Annotated in this window: 16 protein-coding genes and 3 tRNA genes; 5 read left to right on the top strand and 14 right to left on the bottom strand. The window is 45.5% G+C overall.

Features of this window, described 5'->3' with window-relative positions:
• Window positions 1–559: 559 nt before the first annotated feature.
• The 3 genes from KYK27_RS00580 to KYK27_RS00570 form a co-directional block, all read right to left on the bottom strand.
• Entirely contained in the window at window positions 560–1,876 is a 1,317-nt protein-coding gene (locus KYK27_RS00580; protein ID WP_199108138.1) for a toxin-antitoxin system YwqK family antitoxin, read from the bottom strand.
• A gap of 35 nt (window positions 1,877–1,911) precedes the next feature.
• Window positions 1,912–2,445: a HEAT repeat domain-containing protein gene (locus tag KYK27_RS00575; RefSeq protein ID WP_199108137.1), complete on the bottom strand. Its 534-nt coding sequence runs from the start codon at window positions 2,443–2,445 to the stop codon at window positions 1,912–1,914.
• A 298-nt stretch (window positions 2,446–2,743) separates the two neighbouring features.
• Window positions 2,744–3,928: an acetyl-CoA C-acyltransferase gene (locus tag KYK27_RS00570; RefSeq protein ID WP_199108136.1), complete on the bottom strand. Its 1,185-nt coding sequence runs from the start codon at window positions 3,926–3,928 to the stop codon at window positions 2,744–2,746.
• Window positions 3,929–4,371: 443 nt separating this feature from the next.
• On the opposite strand from KYK27_RS00570, the gene KYK27_RS00565 reads away from it, so the two are divergent.
• A complete protein-coding gene (locus KYK27_RS00565; protein WP_199108135.1) occupies window positions 4,372–7,266 on the top strand; it encodes an alpha/beta hydrolase family protein in 2,895 nt (964 codons plus the stop codon).
• Window positions 7,267–7,340: 74 nt separating this feature from the next.
• Here KYK27_RS00565 and KYK27_RS00560 read toward each other — a convergent pair whose 3' ends face one another.
• The 7 genes from KYK27_RS00560 to KYK27_RS00530 all read right to left on the bottom strand — a co-directional run bounded on the left by KYK27_RS00560 (window position 7,341) and on the right by KYK27_RS00530 (window position 12,853).
• Window positions 7,341–7,943, bottom strand: coding sequence for a hypothetical protein (locus KYK27_RS00560; RefSeq protein ID WP_199108134.1), 603 nt, complete (start codon window positions 7,941–7,943; stop codon window positions 7,341–7,343).
• A 375-nt stretch (window positions 7,944–8,318) separates the two neighbouring features.
• A complete protein-coding gene (locus KYK27_RS00555; RefSeq protein WP_199108133.1) occupies window positions 8,319–8,765 on the bottom strand; it encodes a PaaI family thioesterase in 447 nt (148 codons plus the stop codon).
• Window positions 8,766–8,914: 149 nt separating this feature from the next.
• On the bottom strand, window positions 8,915–9,550 hold the full coding sequence (locus tag KYK27_RS00550; protein WP_199108132.1) for an HD domain-containing protein: 636 nt from the start codon (window positions 9,548–9,550) through the stop codon (window positions 8,915–8,917).
• A 144-nt stretch (window positions 9,551–9,694) separates the two neighbouring features.
• Entirely contained in the window at window positions 9,695–10,207 is a 513-nt protein-coding gene (locus KYK27_RS00545) for an acyl-CoA thioesterase (protein ID WP_162427191.1), read from the bottom strand.
• 49 nt (window positions 10,208–10,256) lie between these two features.
• Window positions 10,257–10,856, bottom strand: coding sequence for a TetR/AcrR family transcriptional regulator (locus KYK27_RS00540; RefSeq protein WP_199108131.1), 600 nt, complete (start codon window positions 10,854–10,856; stop codon window positions 10,257–10,259).
• Between the two features lie 102 nt (window positions 10,857–10,958).
• Complete coding sequence (locus KYK27_RS00535) at window positions 10,959–11,885, bottom strand: aerotolerance protein (RefSeq protein WP_199108130.1); 927 nt, start codon at window positions 11,883–11,885, stop codon at window positions 10,959–10,961.
• Window positions 11,882–12,853, bottom strand: coding sequence for a VWA domain-containing protein (locus KYK27_RS00530; RefSeq protein ID WP_199108129.1), 972 nt, complete (start codon window positions 12,851–12,853; stop codon window positions 11,882–11,884). Before KYK27_RS00530 ends, KYK27_RS00535 begins: the two co-directional genes overlap by 4 nt.
• Before the next feature lie 321 nt (window positions 12,854–13,174).
• Here KYK27_RS00530 and KYK27_RS00525 point away from each other — a divergent pair.
• The 3 genes from KYK27_RS00525 (at window position 13,175) to KYK27_RS00515 (ending at window position 13,585) form a co-directional block, all read left to right on the top strand.
• Window positions 13,175–13,261: transfer RNA gene (locus KYK27_RS00525), tRNA-Ser, on the top strand.
• Between the two features lie 110 nt (window positions 13,262–13,371).
• Window positions 13,372–13,445 (top strand) — tRNA-Pro (locus KYK27_RS00520).
• Between the two features lie 66 nt (window positions 13,446–13,511).
• Window positions 13,512–13,585: transfer RNA gene (locus KYK27_RS00515), tRNA-Arg, on the top strand.
• A gap of 572 nt (window positions 13,586–14,157) precedes the next feature.
• Here the strand turns inward: KYK27_RS00515 and KYK27_RS00510 are convergent.
• The 4 genes from KYK27_RS00510 to KYK27_RS00495 form a co-directional block, all read right to left on the bottom strand.
• Window positions 14,158–14,577, bottom strand: a complete 420-nt coding sequence (locus tag KYK27_RS00510) for a c-type cytochrome (RefSeq protein WP_199108128.1) — start codon at window positions 14,575–14,577, stop codon at window positions 14,158–14,160.
• Window positions 14,564–15,247 (bottom strand): SCO family protein, encoded by a 684-nt coding sequence (locus KYK27_RS00505; protein WP_199108127.1) that lies wholly within the window; start codon window positions 15,245–15,247, stop codon window positions 14,564–14,566. Before KYK27_RS00505 ends, KYK27_RS00510 begins: the two co-directional genes overlap by 14 nt.
• On the bottom strand, window positions 15,231–15,665 hold the full coding sequence (locus KYK27_RS00500) for a hypothetical protein (protein ID WP_199108126.1): 435 nt from the start codon (window positions 15,663–15,665) through the stop codon (window positions 15,231–15,233). Before KYK27_RS00500 ends, KYK27_RS00505 begins: the two co-directional genes overlap by 17 nt.
• A gap of 345 nt (window positions 15,666–16,010) precedes the next feature.
• Complete coding sequence (locus tag KYK27_RS00495; protein ID WP_199108125.1) at window positions 16,011–16,340, bottom strand: DMT family protein; 330 nt, start codon at window positions 16,338–16,340, stop codon at window positions 16,011–16,013.
• Window positions 16,341–16,824: 484 nt separating this feature from the next.
• Between KYK27_RS00495 and gyrB the strand changes: the two genes are divergently transcribed.
• On the top strand, window positions 16,825–18,780 hold the full coding sequence (gene gyrB / locus KYK27_RS00490; RefSeq protein WP_199108124.1) for a DNA topoisomerase (ATP-hydrolyzing) subunit B: 1,956 nt from the start codon (window positions 16,825–16,827) through the stop codon (window positions 18,778–18,780).
• Window positions 18,781–18,796 lie beyond the last annotated feature (16 nt).

Raw genomic sequence — 18,796 nt, 5'->3', positions numbered from 1 at the left:
AAGAAAGGCACTTCCTATAGTTGGGAAGTGCCTTTTTGTTTATGTTAGTTTTTACCATAGTTGTGAAGCTAAAGACAATAAATTGCTGTTTCGGACATCTCTGTCCGAAACTTTGCCTGTCGCGGACTTCCTAAGCCGCGTAAATGTACTGGGACAAGGATGTCCCCTGCAGAGAGCTTCCGGACTCAGAAGTCCCAAAGAGCGGTTCCCAAATTACTGAAATATTAACTGTCGCGGCCAGAGTCTGCCAGATCGTCTACACTCGCTGAATGCTAGTAAGGACGCTTAACTGGTTATTCCAGACTATACAGTATTCCATGTCGCGAGCGTCCTTGCTCGTGACGAACTATAGTTTGGGCCTCTGGCCCAGTTGAGTTGAAAACTCAACACCATTAAAAACCACAAGTTGTAAACTTGCGGCAGGACAGCGCTCAAACAGCCCTACTCTTCAAAGAAACTAAAGAGCTATAGTTAAAGCTAAAGAAAAAGGACAGACCGTAGTCTGTCCCTGTAAACTATAGCTTTCCTTTTAATTAAAATCGGTAGCTCTAATACTTTTCTATTTCTCCTCTACAACCTTACCATCCTTGTAAACTATAGTTTTGACAACTTTGCCATCTTCGTTGTAGTGTTTCCAGGTGGTTACTTTTTTGTTATTGATGTGCTTGCCCGTCACTTCCAGTTTTCCGTTTTCGAAGTACTGCTTGTAAGCGCCGAATTTCTTGCCGTCTTTGTGCTCCGTTTCTGATTTAACTTTGCCTGAAGGGTAATACTCGTAGCTGAGACCTATTATTTTACCATCTTTGTAAACCGCTTTTGATTTTACCTGCCCATTTTCGTGGAATGTAAGCTGATCACCTTGAAGTTTCCCTTTGTCATATACTTCGCTGGTGCTTACCTTTTTACCGGGCTCATCGAAGTACGTTTTCCAGTTGCCCTGCTGCAGTTTGTTTTTAAACTCTTCCTCTGCCTTAATATGTCCGCTGGCATAATAAGTGGTTACTTTGGTATCGGCGCCGTTGTTGCTATAGTTGCCCTCTTCACGCAGGGTGCCATCTTCATAAAAGAATTGCGTCTGGCCGGTTGGCTCACCGTTTTTATAGTTTATAACACTTCTTAACTGACCGTTCGGGAAGTAAGATTTGCTTGGACCGTTCATTTTGCCGGCTGCAAAGCCGCCTTCAGTACTTAGCTTACCATCCGGGAAATAGCTTTTGAAAGTGCCGTGACGCTGACCTGCTACATTTATAACTTCCTGTTGCAGTTGCCCATCTTGGTAGTAGGTTTTATAAGAGCCTTCCAGCATACCAGCTCTATAGTTGGCATCGCTCTCTAGCTGGCCATTCGGGTAGTATGTTTTGGCCGGACCGCTTTGCTGGCTGTTCTTATAGTATATCTCTGATTTTACCTTGCCATCAGGGTAGTATTCTTTCACCAATCCTTCGGGGAAGCCCTTTACAAAAGTGGTCTCTTTCCGAATCTTGCCATCATCGTAAAACGTTTTGAACAGGCTGCTTTGCTGGTCATTCTCATAGCTGCCTTCCTGCATCAAACGGCCATCCGGATGGAACGCCTGGAAAGGTCCCTGCTTCACGTCCAGCTTATATGTTACCTTAATTTTAGGCTTGCCATTTGGATAGAACTCCGTGAAAACGCTGTCCTTTTTACCTTCCACAAACTTGGCAAAAGCTTCTTTTTCGCCGGTGGGGTAGTAGCGAACATAGTTGCCAACTATAGCCGAATCCGGTTTCATAAAATAAACCTCTTTTATAGTTGTCCGGGCCTGGTCGTGGTAGGTTACCACTTTTCGGGCTTGCCCTACGGCAAGAGTGCTTACCAGGGAGAGGGTAAACAGAACTGAAAATAATTTATACATACGGATGGAGTACAATGGAATGACTAACCTATAGTTCAGGCTTTCTTTTTAACGATTTCTTTTGATACTAATTTCATAAACGGATCCGGGTCCTTTAAAAAGCCTTTCGCAAACTCAGCCGCTTTGGTATGGTTCACCTTATCCAGGCTCATCAATGCCCTCCTGATAACGTACTTATCTTTATCACGGCTGATAAGGTTAACAAGCAACTTTTCACGGTCTTCTACTTCTGAGTTACCAAGCAACTCGGCCGCTTGCCAACGTGCCTGCGACTGATCCGAATTGATAGCTTTCTTTACGAACCGCAGTTTGTTCTCTAACTTTTCATCCACTTTCTGCAGCACCGTTCCGGATTCATTATCTATAGCCAGGGCGTAAACCAGTAATTGGGCCAGGTCATGGTTAAATTCCTTGTTCAACTGTTCGAGTGCTTCGTCGGCTACTTTGTATAGTTCATCCCAGCCTGGATATTCGATTTCCCATTCGCCTAATCCTCTTTCTTCGTTATAAGTTTCAGGAGTCATGTTGGCCCAATCCCAGAACTTAACTAATTCAGTCTCTAATGACATTCGTATCTTTCGTATAGGTAAACACCAAAACTATAGTAATCAGTTTAATCTGTAGCTAAGGTATAAAAAAGAAGCCTTACGTTTAAACGTAAGGCTTCCTGCAAAATGTATGCCTTAGAGCATGATTATACTTCATTCTTTGCGCTGCAAACTGCCCCTTCAGGAACCTGACTTCACCATTTCTTCGCCACGTAGCGCTGCTATGCGGCTCATAAATCGTTTAGTCAGAACCCTAAAGGAACAATTTTCGCCTGCAAAAACGAAGTTTAATCATGCTCAGAGCAAACTATAAGTTAGACTATAGTTTCTCGATAACCAGGGCAGAAGCACCGCCGCCACCATTACAGATACCGGTTACACCAATTTTACCGCCTTTTTTATCCAGTACGTTGCAAAGTGTGGTTACAATACGCGCACCCGATGCTCCTAGCGGGTGACCAAGCGACACAGCACCACCAAACACGTTTACGTTACCACCTTCCAGGCCAAGTTTCTGGTTGTTAGCAATAGATACCACCGAGAATGCTTCGTTGATCTCGTAGAAATCTACTTCTTCCGGGGTTACACCTGCATTTTTAAGTGCTTTCGGAATAGCCAGAGCTGGCGTAGTTGTAAACCAGATCGGATCCTGCTCGGCATCAGCAAAACCACGGATCTTCGCGATCGGCTTCACACCAAGTTCTTCAGCTTTTTCCTTGCTCATCAGTACAAGGGCAGCAGCACCATCATTTAAAGTAGATGCGTTGGCAGCCGTTACTGAACCTTCTTTATCAAATACTGGACGCAGACCAGGAATCTTATCGAAGCTTACTTTTCTGTACTCTTCGTCTTCCGAAACAATTATAGGATCTTTGCCACGCTGCGGAATTTCAACCGGGATGATCTCATCTTTCATCATACCTGCTTCAGCAGCTGCCGCAGACTTTTTGTAAGAACTGATCGCGTATTCGTCCTGCATTTCGCGGGTGATCTTCATTTCGCGGGCTGTGTTCTCAGCAGCATTCCCCATATGGAAATCATTGTACACATCCCACAGACCATCTCTGATCAGGCCATCTGCCATTTGGGTATGGCCCATTTTAGCGCCCCAGCGTGCTTTTTCTACATAGTAAGGTACATTGCTCATACTCTCCATGCCACCTGCCACAATCACATCCTTATGGCCCAGCATAATAGCCTGAGCAGCATACATGATCGCTTTAGTACCTGAAGCACACACCTTATTTATAGTTGTACACTCAACATTGTAGCCTAAACCAGCTTTAACAGCTGCCTGGCGTGCCGGCGCCTGGCCAACGTTGGCAGACAGTACGTTACCCATGATAACTTCCTGCACCAGGTTTTTATCGATACCAGCTCTTTCTACAGCGCCTTTAATAGCCGCCGCACCAAGCTCAGTTGCAGAAAGGCTTGCCAGTGCACCACCGAAAGAACCGATTGGCGTACGAACAGCCGATATTATATAAACTTCTTTAGTTTGCATGATTTTGTAAGGATTTAATTGGTACTGTGAAATTATCAGGATTTATAGTTAAAAACAAACGAACGTTAGGTAAGGAAGTTGGAGAGTTTAGGAGTTTGGTAGTTAAAGAGTTTGTGAGTTTAAGATCAGACCTAATGATGTACTTAGTTCTGAGGTTGTAACTGACTCTCACTTCTCTGTTAGCAACATTAGAGCACACCTGAAAGTTACCGCAAGCACCCTACTTCTAAACTTTCTAACCTTCTAACTTTTTAACTCACAAACTCTTTAACTCCTAAACTCTCTAGCTTCAAAGCTTATCTTGTCCTTTAAGAAGGTAAACTATAAACTATCTGTAGTTTTAGCTATAACTTTCTTCATGTTTTAAACCTTTCGGGGTTTTACCTATCTTTAGATACGAACAACTAATCAACTATTAAACTAACTAACCTATTTTACCCAGGATGAAGAAATTTTTATACCTGGCTGTATGCTGTAGTTTCGGGTTTATGCAGGCCCAGGCACAGCAAGCAGCAAAAAAACCTTTAACCCACGACGTGTACGACAGTTGGAAAAACGTGGATGGGGAAAAGATATCGGATAACGGCAAGTATGTGCTGTTTAATGTGAACCCTCAGGAAGGCGATGGTGAACTCCTGATCCGGGATATGGTAACCAACAAACTTACCAGTTACCCGCGTGGCACCAAGGCCTCTTTTACCAACGACAGCCGTTATGCTGTGTTCAATATTAAGCCGGAGTACCAGAAAGTGCGCCAGCTGAAATTGAAGAAGAAAAAAGGCGACGACCTGCCGAAAGATTCCCTGGCTATAGTGCTGCTGGAGAATATGAACGTGGTAAAGATGCCGCGGGTAAAGTCTTATCAGCTTCCTAAAAACGGGAACAACTGGGTAGCTTATCACTTGGAGAAAGAGCTTCCGGCTAAAAAGGAAAAGAAAGCAGAGCCTGCAGCAGAAGCCAAAAAAGAGGAAGCGGCCAAACCGGCCGTAGCTAAAAAAGCTCCGAAGAAAAATAAAAAATATAACGGTACAGAACTGGTGTTGCGTAACCTGCAAACCGGTAAAGAGCAACGCTTTGACAGAGTAATTGACTATACTTTCTCGGAGAAGGGCAACATGCTTTACTTTGTGAAAGATGAGCTGGACTCGCTGCACAAAGCTGGCGTTTTTGCCGTAAGCACCGCCGACCTGAAAGTGATGCCAATTGATACAGGCAAAGTAACTTACAAAGGTTTGGCAGCTGATAAGGCTGGTGAGCAACTGGCTTTTGTGGCAACCAACGATACCCTGGAAGCTGAGATCCGTTACTTTGCCCTGCACCACTGGACCAAAAAGGACAACCGCAAAACAATACTGGCCGATACACTGAGCGCCGGTATGCCGAAAGACTGGATGGTGAGTGAACATGGCAGACTGAATTTCTCGGAAGATGGCAAGCGCCTTTTCTTTGGTACGTTCCCGCGCCCGACCCGCTACGAAAAAGATACGACCCAACTGGAAGAAGACAAAGTTAGCCTCGACATCTGGACCTACAAAGACCCTCTTATCCAGCCGATGCAGCTTAAGAATAAGGACCGCGATCTGAAGCAGTCGTTCCTGGCGATGTATGAGCTGAAAGGCAAGAAAATGCAGCAGCTGGCTACCCTGGAGATTCCGGATGTGTACCTGGATGCGTACGGCGAAGGTGATGTGGCACTTGGTGTGAGCGACGAAAAGTACAAAATGACCATCGGTTACGATACACCAACCCGTAAAGATGCTTACCTGATCGACCTGAAAAAAGGCACACGCAAGCAGGTACTGAATGAAACGCGCGGCTATCCACGCTTATCTCCGAAGGGAAACTATGTGTATTGGTACGAACCAACCGATAGCAGCTGGCACACGCTGGCAACTAAAAATGGCAAGAACCTGAACCTTACCAAACGTATCGGTTTGCCGTTCTACGACGAATCGAATGACATACCGGCGCTGCCAGGTTCCTATAGTTCTGCAGGGTGGGTTGAGAATGATAGCTACCTGTTGGTGTATGATAAATACGACATCTGGAAACTGGACCCGACGGGTAAAAAAGCACCTGTTAACCTGACTGATAACTATGGCCGCAAGAATAAGCTCAGCTTTAGATACGAGCAGCTAGACGATGAAGAGAAGTTTATACCAGAAAACGCCACGCTTTACTTAAGCACTTTCAATAACAAGGATAAATCAGGTGGTTATTTCCGTGATTATGTGAGCAAAGAGGCGCAGCCTGAGCAACTGGTAATGGCTCCGAATAGCTTTACCCGTTTGCGCAAAGCTAAAAATGAGAACCGCTTCACGTTCCGCAAGGGCTCTTTCCAGGAGTTCCCGGACCTGTATACCACGGCAACCACTTTTGATAAACCAACGCAGCTAAGCAACGCTAACCCGCAAATGAAAGATTACCTGTGGGGAACGGTGGAGTTAGTTGACTGGAAATCTACGGACGGAATTCCGCTGGAAGGTTTGCTGTACAAGCCAGAGAACTTTGATCCGAAGAAGAAGTACCCGATGATCGTTTATTTTTATGAGCGTTCTTCAGATGAGCTGCATGCCCATAAAATCCCTGCACCAAGTGCTTCTACGGTTAACATCTCCTACTATGTGAGTAATGGCTACCTGGTATTTGTGCCGGACATCGTGTACAAAAATGGTTACCCGGGCGAGAGCGCGATGGACTGTATTATACCAGGTGTGCAAAAGCTGGCGATGCAGGGCTTTATTGATGAAAAGAACATGGCCTTGCAAGGGCAGAGCTGGGGCGGTTACCAGATCGCGTATATGGTTACCAAAACCAATCTGTTTAAAGCTGCCATGGCTGGTGCTCCTGTCTCGAACATGACAAGTGCGTATGGTGGTATCCGTTGGGGAACAGGCCTGAGCCGCCAGTTCCAGTACGAGAAAACGCAGAGCCGTATTGGTGGAACGCTTTGGGAGAAACCAATGCAGTTTATCGAGAACTCGCCGCTGTTCTTTGCTGACCGTGTAGAAACGCCGCTACTTATCATGCACAACGACCAGGATGGTGCTGTTCCGTGGTACCAAGGCATCGAGTACTTTATGGCACTCCGCAGGTTAAACAAACCGGTTTGGATGCTGGTGTACAACGGCGAAGACCATAACCTGGTGCAGCGTAAAAACCGCAAAGACCTTTCCGTTAGAATGTCGCAGTTCTTTGATTATTACCTGAAAGGCAAACCAATGCCAATCTGGATGAAGAAGGGCGTGCCGACTATCCTGAAAGGGAAAGACTATGGTTTTGAACTCGAGCCTGAGCCACAACCAGAGCCAGAGTTAGCCAGTGAGATCAACCAATAAGCTATAGTTTAAAATAAAAGAGGAGCAGATTTACATCTGCTCCTCTTTTTATTTTATAGTTAAGTAGGTTAACCCTATTTTCCCTGGTTCATTACTTTTATCTGACCGCAGGCTACTGGTATGGTTGGATCATAAACGCCATCAACGTACATGCCATGCAGCACAATTACGTTATTTTGTAAGGATCTCACTGTTCTGTCTATAGAATACTGATTCATAAAATCTACCATACCTGTTACGTCAGCCATTGGGTACGGAGTGAGAGGTACCAGCACCGGTCCATAGAAAGGAATACCCTCCACCAAGCTTATCAGGCCATCACCATTGGTATCTGCAGAAGGGGGAGGGCATACCGAATTTTTGTTGTTCTCTATAAAGCCATGAATATGCTGCATGTGCTCCATTTCGGGAGTTAATCCTGTGGCCTCTAAACTTACTTCAATCTCGCTACCCATTAATTCGATCAGTGCCATGCCGCTTACACCAGAGCCATTCAACTCCATCAACTCTACAGTGTACGTTTTGTGCAGGTTCATTGAATTGGATTGATGAGCTGCCTGTGAATTATCAGATTGTAAAGTTGCATCGGGAGTTGCTTCATTAGAGTCGCAGGCAGTAAATGCAAAAATTGAAAATGCAGCAGCAATGGCTGTAGCTCTTTGTGATAAATTTTTCATAGTTTTTTTACTTTTCGTTTAGAATATACCCTTAAGAACAAGGAGGCCATTCTTTAGTTATTGATATATCTTCACGGTTTATTAATTACTGGTAAAGGGAGAGTATATGTAAGAGAAGGCGTATTAAATGGGAGGGAAGCACACAAAAAATTTATAAGTAGCCAGCTCAGCTTAGGTGTTTTTCTGCTTAGGGAACTGCGGTAACGTATTGGGATACACGAATAAATACAAATCAGTAGAAGTGATTTAGTGACGGCTTTAAGAGTTATAAGGAAGGTTGGAAGGGTACAGATGCAACAGTGGGTACTCTAACTTTAGAACCAAACGCACTTTTAAAAACAGCCATCGAGAAGGCTATACTTGAGGGTAATATAATTAATTTACTTCAGCGTATCCGTCGAGGCTGCTGAGCGGCTGGTTTGTTTTCATGAACTGACCTGTACCGAAAGCAACTTCTTTGCCTTGCTCATTAAATAACGTAGACTCAGCTACAAACAGATTTTTACCGATCGTTCTGACTTTGCCGACTGCTTTTATAGTTCCTCCGGTTACAGGGCGCACCAGGTTTAGCTGAAAAGATGAGGTAACTATAAACACATCCTGAACTATAGAAGCAACAGCAAAATAGGCGGCATCATCCAGCAATTTAAAATACAGAGCGCCGTGCATGGCATTGGCTCCATGATTATACTGTGGCTGTACCGGCAACGTAATCTCTGCTGTCTGGTGTTGTACGGTTAGCTGGCTGCCTTCTATAAACTGCTGTATGTTGGCGCTGTGGTATAGTTTCTCGAGTTGGCGGTGATGTGCAGTTGAGTCCATAATTTAAATTTGAGAGCACAAGTATACGAATAGCAACTATAGTTTTGCCTTTTGATTAGTGTAAACTATAGTTAGGAAATATAAAAACAGAAAAGCACTGACTTAGGCCAGTGCTTCCTGCATTCACATGTTTAACTTAACCTAAAGTTTTAAGCGAGCGCATTCTGCGATGCTACCCGGGCCAGTACACTTGTAGTGGAAATGCCAGCCTTCTCCATTTTTTGCACTGCCTGTTCCTGTATCAGGTCTTTTAACTGATCGAGGCAGGAATCGAAACCGGTATGGTCGCCCATTCTGAAAACGTTTTCCTGTTCCACTTCCAGCCAGGTGGCAATGTCGGCGTGGTTATGTTGCAGGCGTACTTCCAGTTTATCTAAGGCATTGGCTACTTTTGCTTCGTAGGTGGCTTTGGCTTCAAACTCGTGCCATAGTTCAAAAATGTGCTGCCCGATGCCATTCCCTAGTTTATCACGCAGGTTTTCAATCGCCTGCAGTTCTTTCTGTTGCTTTAAAGCTCTTGCCTCTTCAGTCATCAGCTGAAAAGCCGGAATATCACCTGCTTCAATCTCAACCAGATCATGTACCAGGATCATCTTCAGCATTCGGGCGGTGTCAACTTCCTCATCCAGGTAAGGTTCCAGTAAAACTGCCATCAAAGCCATGCGCCAGGTATGTTCTGCCACACTTTCCTGTCGTCCATCGGTAAGCCAGCTGTGGCGCATTTCGCACTTTAGCCGCTCAGCCAGCGTTATTACTTCTAAAATACTCTTAAGTTCCTTTTTCATATCAGGTTTGGCAGAAAATGATCAGATGCAGTTTTAGCTCAGAATGATGAGCGCACACGTAAACTTAAAAGGAAGAGTCTTAAACAGCCTTATTGGTTGCAAGACGACAGAAAAAAACTGAAAAAAACTTTCAGCAACTATAAGTTATTGTTCAATAGCTACTTCTGACTGCCGTAGTTCCTTAACACGTTCCTCAAACATTAACAGGTCTTTACCTTCGCCAAGTATAGCCACTTTGCCAAAAAGCTCCAGCAGATGATCTTCGTGTCTAGTTTTCTTGCCAATCTTCACATCTATATAGCTAAAGCGCATCCAGGCCACCGATTTAATTTTGCCGGTTTTCTTATCCAGCATCAGGGCTTCCATCATAATGTCGGTATCGGTAAACCAGCGCAGGCACGTACGTATGGTTACTTTTTCCATCAGTTTGGCCTCGCGCAGGTACGCCATCTGGTTCGAGGTTACCACCCATGCTTTACCTGCTGCCTGCATATGGCGGTAAATATCCAGGTTATAGTTCTCACGGAGCTGATCCTCGCGGGCGTTCAGAAAGTAATCGGTGTAGCGGCCGTTGTTCAGGTGGCCGAACGGGTCGCAGTCTTCAAAACGAATAAGTGAAGCGCTTTCCGGGTACTTTGGTAGTGATGTCTCGTTCATAGTTGATAAATTTAAAAAAGACCGTTTGGTTTATTTATGATCAAAAAAATTAGCTTTTAATTTCAGCTATCATCTTGTGCAGCTGCTTTAAAACTGTATTCAGATAAAGCGGATTACCATACGCCTTGGAAACCATAACGCCACCCTCTATCATACTGATAAAAAGTATGGCAAACTGCTCCGGATTAGCTGTAGCTTTCAACTCACCATTTTGTATTCCCTGCTGCACTATGTATTCGAGGGAGCGGTGCATTTTATTGAGCACTTTTACCACACTGGCGCGCAACAGTGGGTTGGTGTCGTCGGCTTCTACAGATGTGTTTAAAACAGGGCAACCACCGGTAATAGGCGGGGAAATGAGATACTTTTTGTAAAAGTCCAGCAACGCTTCCAGCTTAGCTACCGCTGTTTTGTGAGCATTTACAGTTTGCGAAAGCAATTGCAGAATAATACCGGACGCATAGTTGAAAGCCGCGAGCGCAATCTCTTCCTTACTCTCGAAATGACCATAAATGCCACCTTTCGTAAGCCCGGTTGCAGCCATGATATCCTGTAACGAAGTACCGGAATAACCACGTTGGTTAAACAAGTGTGCTGCCTGTTCGATTATGTACTGGCGCGTGCGTTCGGCTTTGGTTATAGTTTCCATAGATAATGTTGCGACAAAATAAACCAATCGGTTTGTGAATTCAAAAAATAAGCTGAGGTTTTTTATAGTTTAAAGTTGGGAGGGGAGAAGGCAAACTATAGTTTACCAGTCTGGTTTGCTGTTGTCTTTCTGGCTTTTCGCTTTTTTAGGAAGCTGTTGCAGGTATTGCAGTTCTGCGTCGCGCATGGCGTTGAGCAGCATCTTTGCTTTCTCAGCACTGATCTTTACCTGTTGTCTCTCTATTTGTGTTCGGGCACGACTATCGTCTGCGGCTGCATTTTCGTTGCTACCGCGCGGGTTTTTCTGGTTAGGGTCGAACTGGCTGTTGAGTTGCTGCCCTTCGGTATCTCCTTGCTCGTTGCCGGCTGCCTCTTCTTTGTCTTTTTGCTTAGACCGATTGCTTTGCCCACCTTGTTTTTGATCCTGACCGGCCGGGTCTGGCTGTGGTGTATCAGTTTCCTGTTCGTGATCGCCCTTGGCGTCCGGGTTTTGTTTCGGCTGTGGTTCCAGGTTTTCTTCTGCAGCAGGCGGCAACTGCTGGCCATCAGGTTGATCCAGTTCCGGGTCCGGTTTGTCCTGTTCAGCTTTCTCCGGGTGCAGTTCCAGGTACTTTTTAAGGAGTTCGTAGTTGTAGCGGGCGGTCTCGTTTTCAGGGTTTGCCACCAGGGAGTTACGGTACAGCGAGAGGGCTTGTGCGTATTTTTTACTGTAACTGGCAATGTTGCCTAACTGCAGGTGCACCACCGACCGGATGTGGCCAGATGTATGATCGGCCAGCAAACGGTATTGATACTGTGCATCAGCCCAGAGACCGGCTTTGAAATAAGCATGTGCCAGGTTTAAGCGCAGTTGGTCGTCTTGTACCTCCAGGTCTTCCAGCAGGTATTCGTAAGCGGTTATGGCTTCGGCGTAGTTCTCCTTCTCGTAGGCTTTAGCAGCGCGTACGGTATAATCGTTTATCCTGGAAATGGTTTGAATACCGGATCCGGGTATGCTCAGGAAAAGAAGTATCGCCAGCCACATTTTCATATCCGTACGATCTTTATAGTTAGCAGCGCATCCAGCAGAATAAGTAGTAACGCAAGTGCTAGTGGGTACACGTACTTGTTGGCTGTTACATCTATTGTTTTGCTTTCGCGCAGCTCGCCTTCTATATTATTAATAGCGCTTACCAGCCTGCTTATTTCACTCACCCGGTCGTTTACCTCAAAGTATTGCCCATTGGTCAGTTCTGCCAGTTTAGCAAGTGGCTCCGGGTTCAGTTTTGTAGTTACTATATTGCCATCGTTGTCGCGCTTATACGTGTTGCCTACTGGTATGCGGCTGCCTTCGGTGGTGCCCACGCCAAGCGTAAATACCCTGATGTTCTGCTCACGAAGCTGCTCGGCCAGTTGCTCTACCTGATCTCCAAAATCCTCGCCATCGCTAATTAATACCAGCACCCGGGCTTTTTGCTCTGCCGCAGGGCTGTTACCTAACTGCCCGAATTTTTCGAGGGCAAGCTGCAACACGGGCTCGTAGTTTGTGCCGGTGTTGGGCAGCAGGTTGGTATTTAGCGTGCGTGTGTATAGTTGCAGGGCATTCTGGTCATAGGTAAGCGGGCTTTGTATATAGGCGTCATCCCCAAAGATCATCAGTCCCATCCGGTCGGAGTTGAAACGTGTGATTAGGCGCTGGATTTCCTGTTTAGATTTTTCGAGGCGTGAGGGCTGCACATCTGTCGCGTTCATAGAAGCCGAAAGATCCACCGCAATGTACAGGTCCTTGCCAATCGTTCTGATCTCCTTTTTCATGGCGCCGAACGATGGCCCAAGGATAGCTATAACTATAAGAATAAGGTAGAGATGGCGCAGCACGAATTTAACCCAGACCCCATGTGGTCGCTGCCCGAAGAAATGCGCAATACGACGCACACGCCACAGATAGCCTGCGTACAGCCCAAAAAAGAGCGCACCGAACAGAATCTCGAGCAGGGTGATGGTCTGGTACCAGGTCATGATTGTGTAAAAATTGCGGCCCGTATTTTATAGTTTGTGGTAATCTACAGCCAGGCAGGTTACAAAGATAAGAATTAACTGCAGCCTGTAACTATGCACTTCCAGCCTCAGAAACGCACTTTTAAAAGTTTTTTGTGTCCAAGCCGAAAAAACTTTTGTCAGTAGGATAATGGTAAGTTGATTTAGTATCAATTACTTAAGCTGAAACCGGGGGAGAGGGTTGGTTAATTTGGCTGAAAAAGGTGTTTAAATTTTGAGAGAGGCTATTGCGCGGTCGTAAAGTTTTTGTAAGTTTGCATACTCTTTAGCAGAAAGAGGCCCGGAGGGGTGGGTGAGTGGCTGAAACCAGCAGTTTGCTAAACTGCCGTACTGGTAACGGTACCGGGGGTTCGAATCCCCCCTCCTCCGCAAGAGAAATATTTTTAAAATTTGTTTTGACAGTTTAAAAACTTCTCTTACTTTTGCACCGCGTTCAACAATAAAACACGCAAGTGTTCACCGGAGTTGAAAGCATAGTTCGGGGTGTAGCGTAGCCCGGTATCGCGCCACATTTGGGATGTGGAGGTCGTAGGTTCGAATCCTGCCACCCCGACTTAAAAATTTCGGAAGCAATTCCGAAATTTTTTGTTTAAAGGATACAGTAAATAGCTGTACCCATGGTCTCGTAGCTCAGCTGGATAGAGCAACTGCCTTCTAAGCAGTAGGTCTTTGGTTCGAATCCAAACGGGATCACTTGCAACTTTAACATACAAATGCCTGCTTACAGACTGTGAGCAGGCATTTGTGTTTTTGGCCCTATACGTTGTGTAAAGTCCTTTCTAACCATCTTAGGTTAACAGGTGCTCAGTATCGAGGAAGTATCTATTAGTATAGGTGAAGGCACACTCTGCGGCACACTCTTTCTTTAGGCATGATCAGCTCTGCAAACGTCTCCACTTCAGAACTGAAAACAGAAATGGAGGTAACTGTTGCTAAACTATAGTTCTAAATTACTCCCCGAATGGAATCTGCTCAGCGCCGCTCTTTCGGACTTTTTAGTCCGAATGCCACCTGCTCGGTGCATCCCTGTCCCCGTTGATTATCTTCCTATTTACGCGGACTAGGAAGTCCGCAGCAGACAAAGTTTCGGACACGGATGTCCGAAACAGCAATTAAGAGAGTAATTTAGATTACTAAAAAGCCGTGTAAATCAACGATTCACACGGCTTTTTTGCTTTTATGGAATTTCTGAAACTAATCCTGTGAGCTCGCATAGTTGAAAACGGTATGATATTCCTTTAGCAGTACCAAACTATAGTTCTAACTTACTTCCCATGCGGCACCGGGCAGATATCCAGCATTTCTTCTACCTCGGTCATGGTGTAGCGCTTGTTGTTGTTGCCGAAGTTGGTTTGGATATAGTTTAGCAGGTTGGTGATCTCGTCTTCGCGAAGGGTATGCACGCCCGGCATTTCTTTGTTGTACTCAATACCATTTACTACCATCGGACCATCAGCGCCATTGCGGATAAGACAGGCGAGTTCGTCGCGGTGGGTTTGCAGATAATCAGCTTTGGCTATTGGAGGTATCAGGCCGCGCAGGCCGGAGCCGTCTTCCATGTGGCAGCTCAGGCAGTGCTGCACGTATAGTTTCTGGCCCTGGTTCTGTTTGTCGGTAAAGCATTGCGTTAGCGTTATAAGCGCCAGTGCACCAAAAAAGCCAACTATAAATCTACTTTTCTTCATGCTGTTGCTCTTTCAGCAGTATCTCCATATCCTTTATCAGCCTGTCTACATCTTCCTGTTCGGTGCCGTGGTAATGGCCGCGAATGTGGCGGTTCTGGTCTATCAGCATAAAGTCGCCGCTGTGTGCAAAACCACCTTCTGCCTGGTCATCTTCCTGTACACCTACAAAATACTGCAAGGCCATGTCGTAAATGCTGTCGCGGTCGCCGGTTACGAAGTGCCATTTAGCTGTTTCAACGTTCAGGCGATCGGCATACTCTTTTAGCACGGCCACAGTATCATGAGCAGGGTCTATGGTATGGGAGAGGAGCACTACGTTGGGATTATCTTTGTACGCTTCGTAGATGCGCAGCATCTGGCTCTTCATTTTAGGACAGATACTCGGGCAGGTTGTAAAAAAGAAATCAGTAACATAGATCTTTCCGGCTACAGTCTCCTGTGTAACGCGTTGGCTGTCCTGATCTGTGAATGCAAAATCCGGTATCTGGTGATAAACGGTATCAACTATAGTTTTGCCATCTACTACACGCTCTACAGGCTCGCGTGAGCCTAGTATAGGTAATGTTTGGTCTGCTGAATTGCTTTGGCAACTATAGGTTAAAGCTGATGCACATATAAAAGCAGAGGCAACTATAGTTTGCTTTAGGATATAGTTAATTCTTGGGTTCATGTTGGTGGTAAATAACGCGGGCAGCTTTTATCGTGCTGTCCATGGTAACTTTTATTTTCTCAATCTTCTGTAATTCCTGCTGCAAATAGGTCATGGCCTGCTGGTGTTGCAGCGTATCCGGGGCTTTATAGTTGCGCATCCAGTTCATCATACCTTCGTCGGCAGCTTTGAGGCCGGTAACGCTTTGCTGTAGTACTTTTATAGTTGTACTATCAGTTTGCTGCGCGGTTAAAGAATCGGAGAGGGCCTGCAGGTTGCGGCGCAGTTTAATAATGGTACCCATGTTGGCCATTGCAGAATCGTGTACAGCTATAACGTGGCTCTCAAGTTCAGTCTTCTGTTCTGCCTCGGTAGGACCCGACTGGCAACCGGCGACTATAGCAAAGGGTAAAGCAAGCAGCAAGATCAGCTTTTTCATGTGTTTCAGAATGAAGCTTTTGAATTACGCCACGAAGGTACGGGCAAATACAGGAATGTAAAAATGCAGGCGACTTTAAATTGGGTTTAGCTTACAGAAAGCAGGCAGGTAATGACTAATGGTGAATGATTAAAGAGCAGTGATTAATACTTAATTACTGCTCTTTCGGACTTCTAAGTCCCAAAGCATTCTGCCGGGGACTCTCTATTCCCGTAGATCAGCTTTCCATTTACGCGGATTAGGAAAACCGCTTCAGGATTCGTTCCGGACAAAGATGTCCGTTACAGTAAGTTTAATGAATAGTGAATAATACTTAATTCGTCTTTAACTGTTAATCATTACAAGTTACCATTTCTTGAACACAAAGAATACTGCCGCCAGGATCAGAACAAAGCCAACTATGTAATTCCACTTTACTTCTTCGCGGAGATAGAAAACAGAAAAGCCGATAAAGACAACCAGCGTTATTACTTCCTGTATTGTTTTAAGCTGAAAAGCCGTGAATTGCCCATGCCCGATGCGGTTGGCCGGCACCTGGAAACAACACTCAAAAAATGCAATGAGCCAGCTGATCAGAATTACCTTCCAGAGCGATACATCCTTGTACTTCAAATGGCCATACCAGGCAAAGGTCATAAAGATGTTGGAAATCAGCAGCAGAACTATAGTTTTCATAAGACAAAAGTATAGCCGCAAATTTGAATAAATATCTGCAAAAGATACCTGCCTGCGCCTGATTTTATACTTTAAACTATAGCCATCACGTTTACAGTTTAGTGCTCAGATTGTGGGGCTTTCACTAACTATAAAAAGGAATAAATAAACCGGGTGATGGAGTTATGCTGTAACGGATTTACTTCCAGTTCAGAACTATAGTTTCCTTCAGAATTTGAGCCCGGCTTTTACGATAGATTTTCCTGTTTTTAACATTGCCGGAGGGCAGCCTGTAACTATAGGCTGCCCTTTGTGTTTTGTCAGGTAAAAGGCTGTAAAACAGGCACTAAATGCTGTGGTTTTTTGTTGATATATTGTTGTGCTTTACCAGTTCAGAATCCTGAAATTTTACCTGTCAGCTACAGGTACTTTTTAGCCGGAGAAAGTATAGCATAATCGAAATAAAAGTGGTAATTTTACCTATTAATCTACCTTATTGACACACATGAGTGAAGTAGAAGCACAAAGAGCAAATAATTATTCAGCAGATAGTATACAGGTACTGGAAGGACTGGAAGCAGTTCGTAAACGTCCGGCCATGTATATCGGTGACATTGGTATAAAAGGCTTACACCACCTGGTTTGGGAAGTAGTAGATAACTCTATCGATGAGGCCCTTGCCGGCCACTGCGATGAGATCAATGTTACCATCAACGAAAATAACTCTGTAACGGTATCGGATAACGGCCGTGGTATTCCTACGGACTTTCACCAGAAAGAAGGCCGCTCTGCCCTGGAAGTGGTAATGACAGTACTGCACGCCGGTGGTAAGTTTGATAAAGACACGTATAAAGTATCCGGTGGTCTGCACGGCGTGGGTGTATCCTGCGTTAACGCACTATCTACTGATATGCACGTAACTGTGCACCGTAACGGAAAGATATTTGAGCAGCATTACAACATTGGTGCACCGGCTTACCCGGTTCGCGAGATCGGAACAACTGACAAAACAGGTACAACAGTTACCTTTCAGCCGGATGCTTCCATCTTTACGGTTACCGAATACAAATACGATACAGTAGCAGGTCGCTTACGCGAACTGGCTTACCTTAACAAAGGTATCCGCATTAACCTGAAAGACCTGCGCGAAATGAACGAGCAGGGCGAACCTCTGAGCGATTCGTTTTACTCAGAAGGTGGTCTGAAGGAATTTGTTGCTTACCTGGATGAAACCCGCGAAAACCTGATACCGCAGCCTATTCATATTGAGAGCGAGAAAAACGGTGTTCCGGTTGAGATCGCGCTTCAGTATAACACCTCCTACACTGAGAATATTTTCTCGTACGTGAACAACATTAACACCATAGAAGGTGGTACGCACGTAGGTGGTTTCCGTAGAGCGCTTACCCGTACGCTTAAGGCTTATGCAGATAAGTCTGGTATGCTGGATAAGCTGAAGATAGACATTGCCGGTGACGACTTCAGAGAAGGCTTAACAGCTGTGATCTCTGTAAAAGTGCAGGAACCGCAGTTCGAAGGTCAGACAAAAACCAAATTGGGTAACTCTGATGTAGGTGGTGCTGTGGATACGGCTGTTGGCGAAATGCTGAACCAGTTCCTGGAAGAAAACCCGAAAGAAGCCCGCATTATAGTTCAGAAGGTAATACTTGCCGCACAGGCCCGTAACGCAGCCCGCAAAGCCCGCGAAATGGTACAGCGCAAGAACGTACTTTCAAGCACCAGCTTGCCGGGTAAACTGGCTGACTGCTCTGACAGCGACCCTGAAAACTGCGAGATTTACCTGGTAGAGGGTGACTCGGCTGGTGGATCGGCTAAGCAGGGCCGTAATCGTCGTTTCCAGGCTATACTTCCGTTACGTGGTAAAATCCTGAACGTGGAGAAAGCACAGGAGCACCGCATTTACGAGAACGAAGAGATCAAGAATATGATCCAGGCGTTTGGTGTGAGCTTTGGTACAGCAGACGGCGAGAAAGCCCTGAATATGGAGAAACTTCGCTATCACCGTATCATCATCATGACGGATGCGGACGTGGACGGATCGCATATTCGTACACTTATCCTTACGTTCTTCTTCCGTTACATGAAGGAGCTGATCGAGAATGGCTATATCTACATTGCATTGCCACCGCTTTACCTGGTTAAAAAGGGTAAGGAAGAGCGCTATTGCTGGAGCGAGCAGGACCGTATCGACGCGATTGCAGAGCTTGGTAAAGGTAAAGACGACAGCGTAGGCGTGCAGCGTTACAAAGGTCTTGGTGAGATGAACCCGGAACAGCTCTGGACTACCACCATGAACCCGGATGTGAGAAGCTTAAAGCAGGTAACGATAGAGTCTGCTGCACAAGCCGACCACCTGTTCTCGATGCTGATGGGCGACGAAGTCGGCCCTCGCCGTGACTTTATTGAACGTAACTCGAAGTATGCACGCGTAGACGTGTAAACTATAGTTCTTATTG

Origin of the sequence: Pontibacter populi, from assembly GCF_019336435.1 — a bacterium.
GTDB lineage: Bacteria > Bacteroidota > Bacteroidia > Cytophagales > Hymenobacteraceae > Pontibacter > Pontibacter humidus.
This window is presented reverse-complemented; position numbering and strand designations above follow the sequence as displayed.

Coding starts and splice junctions, on each gene's coding strand:
- KYK27_RS00550 (WP_199108132.1), bottom strand. CDS start 9,550: ATGAAAAAGGAACTTAAGAGTATTTTAGAAGTAATAACGCTGGCTGAG.
- KYK27_RS00530 (WP_199108129.1), bottom strand. CDS start 12,853: ATGACCTGGTACCAGACCATCACCCTGCTCGAGATTCTGTTCGGTGCG.
- KYK27_RS00565 (WP_199108135.1), top strand. CDS start 4,372: ATGAAGAAATTTTTATACCTGGCTGTATGCTGTAGTTTCGGGTTTATG.
- KYK27_RS00540 (WP_199108131.1), bottom strand. CDS start 10,856: ATGGAAACTATAACCAAAGCCGAACGCACGCGCCAGTACATAATCGAA.
- KYK27_RS00580 (WP_199108138.1), bottom strand. CDS start 1,876: ATGTATAAATTATTTTCAGTTCTGTTTACCCTCTCCCTGGTAAGCACT.
- KYK27_RS00500 (WP_199108126.1), bottom strand. CDS start 15,665: ATGAAAAAGCTGATCTTGCTGCTTGCTTTACCCTTTGCTATAGTCGCC.
- KYK27_RS00555 (WP_199108133.1), bottom strand. CDS start 8,765: ATGGACTCAACTGCACATCACCGCCAACTCGAGAAACTATACCACAGC.
- KYK27_RS00575 (WP_199108137.1), bottom strand. CDS start 2,445: ATGTCATTAGAGACTGAATTAGTTAAGTTCTGGGATTGGGCCAACATG.
- KYK27_RS00505 (WP_199108127.1), bottom strand. CDS start 15,247: ATGAACCCAAGAATTAACTATATCCTAAAGCAAACTATAGTTGCCTCT.
- KYK27_RS00510 (WP_199108128.1), bottom strand. CDS start 14,577: ATGAAGAAAAGTAGATTTATAGTTGGCTTTTTTGGTGCACTGGCGCTT.
- KYK27_RS00545 (WP_162427191.1), bottom strand. CDS start 10,207: ATGAACGAGACATCACTACCAAAGTACCCGGAAAGCGCTTCACTTATT.
- KYK27_RS00535 (WP_199108130.1), bottom strand. CDS start 11,885: ATGAAAATGTGGCTGGCGATACTTCTTTTCCTGAGCATACCCGGATCC.
- KYK27_RS00560 (WP_199108134.1), bottom strand. CDS start 7,943: ATGAAAAATTTATCACAAAGAGCTACAGCCATTGCTGCTGCATTTTCA.
- gyrB (WP_199108124.1), top strand. CDS start 16,825: ATGAGTGAAGTAGAAGCACAAAGAGCAAATAATTATTCAGCAGATAGT.
- KYK27_RS00495 (WP_199108125.1), bottom strand. CDS start 16,340: ATGAAAACTATAGTTCTGCTGCTGATTTCCAACATCTTTATGACCTTT.
- KYK27_RS00570 (WP_199108136.1), bottom strand. CDS start 3,928: ATGCAAACTAAAGAAGTTTATATAATATCGGCTGTTCGTACGCCAATC.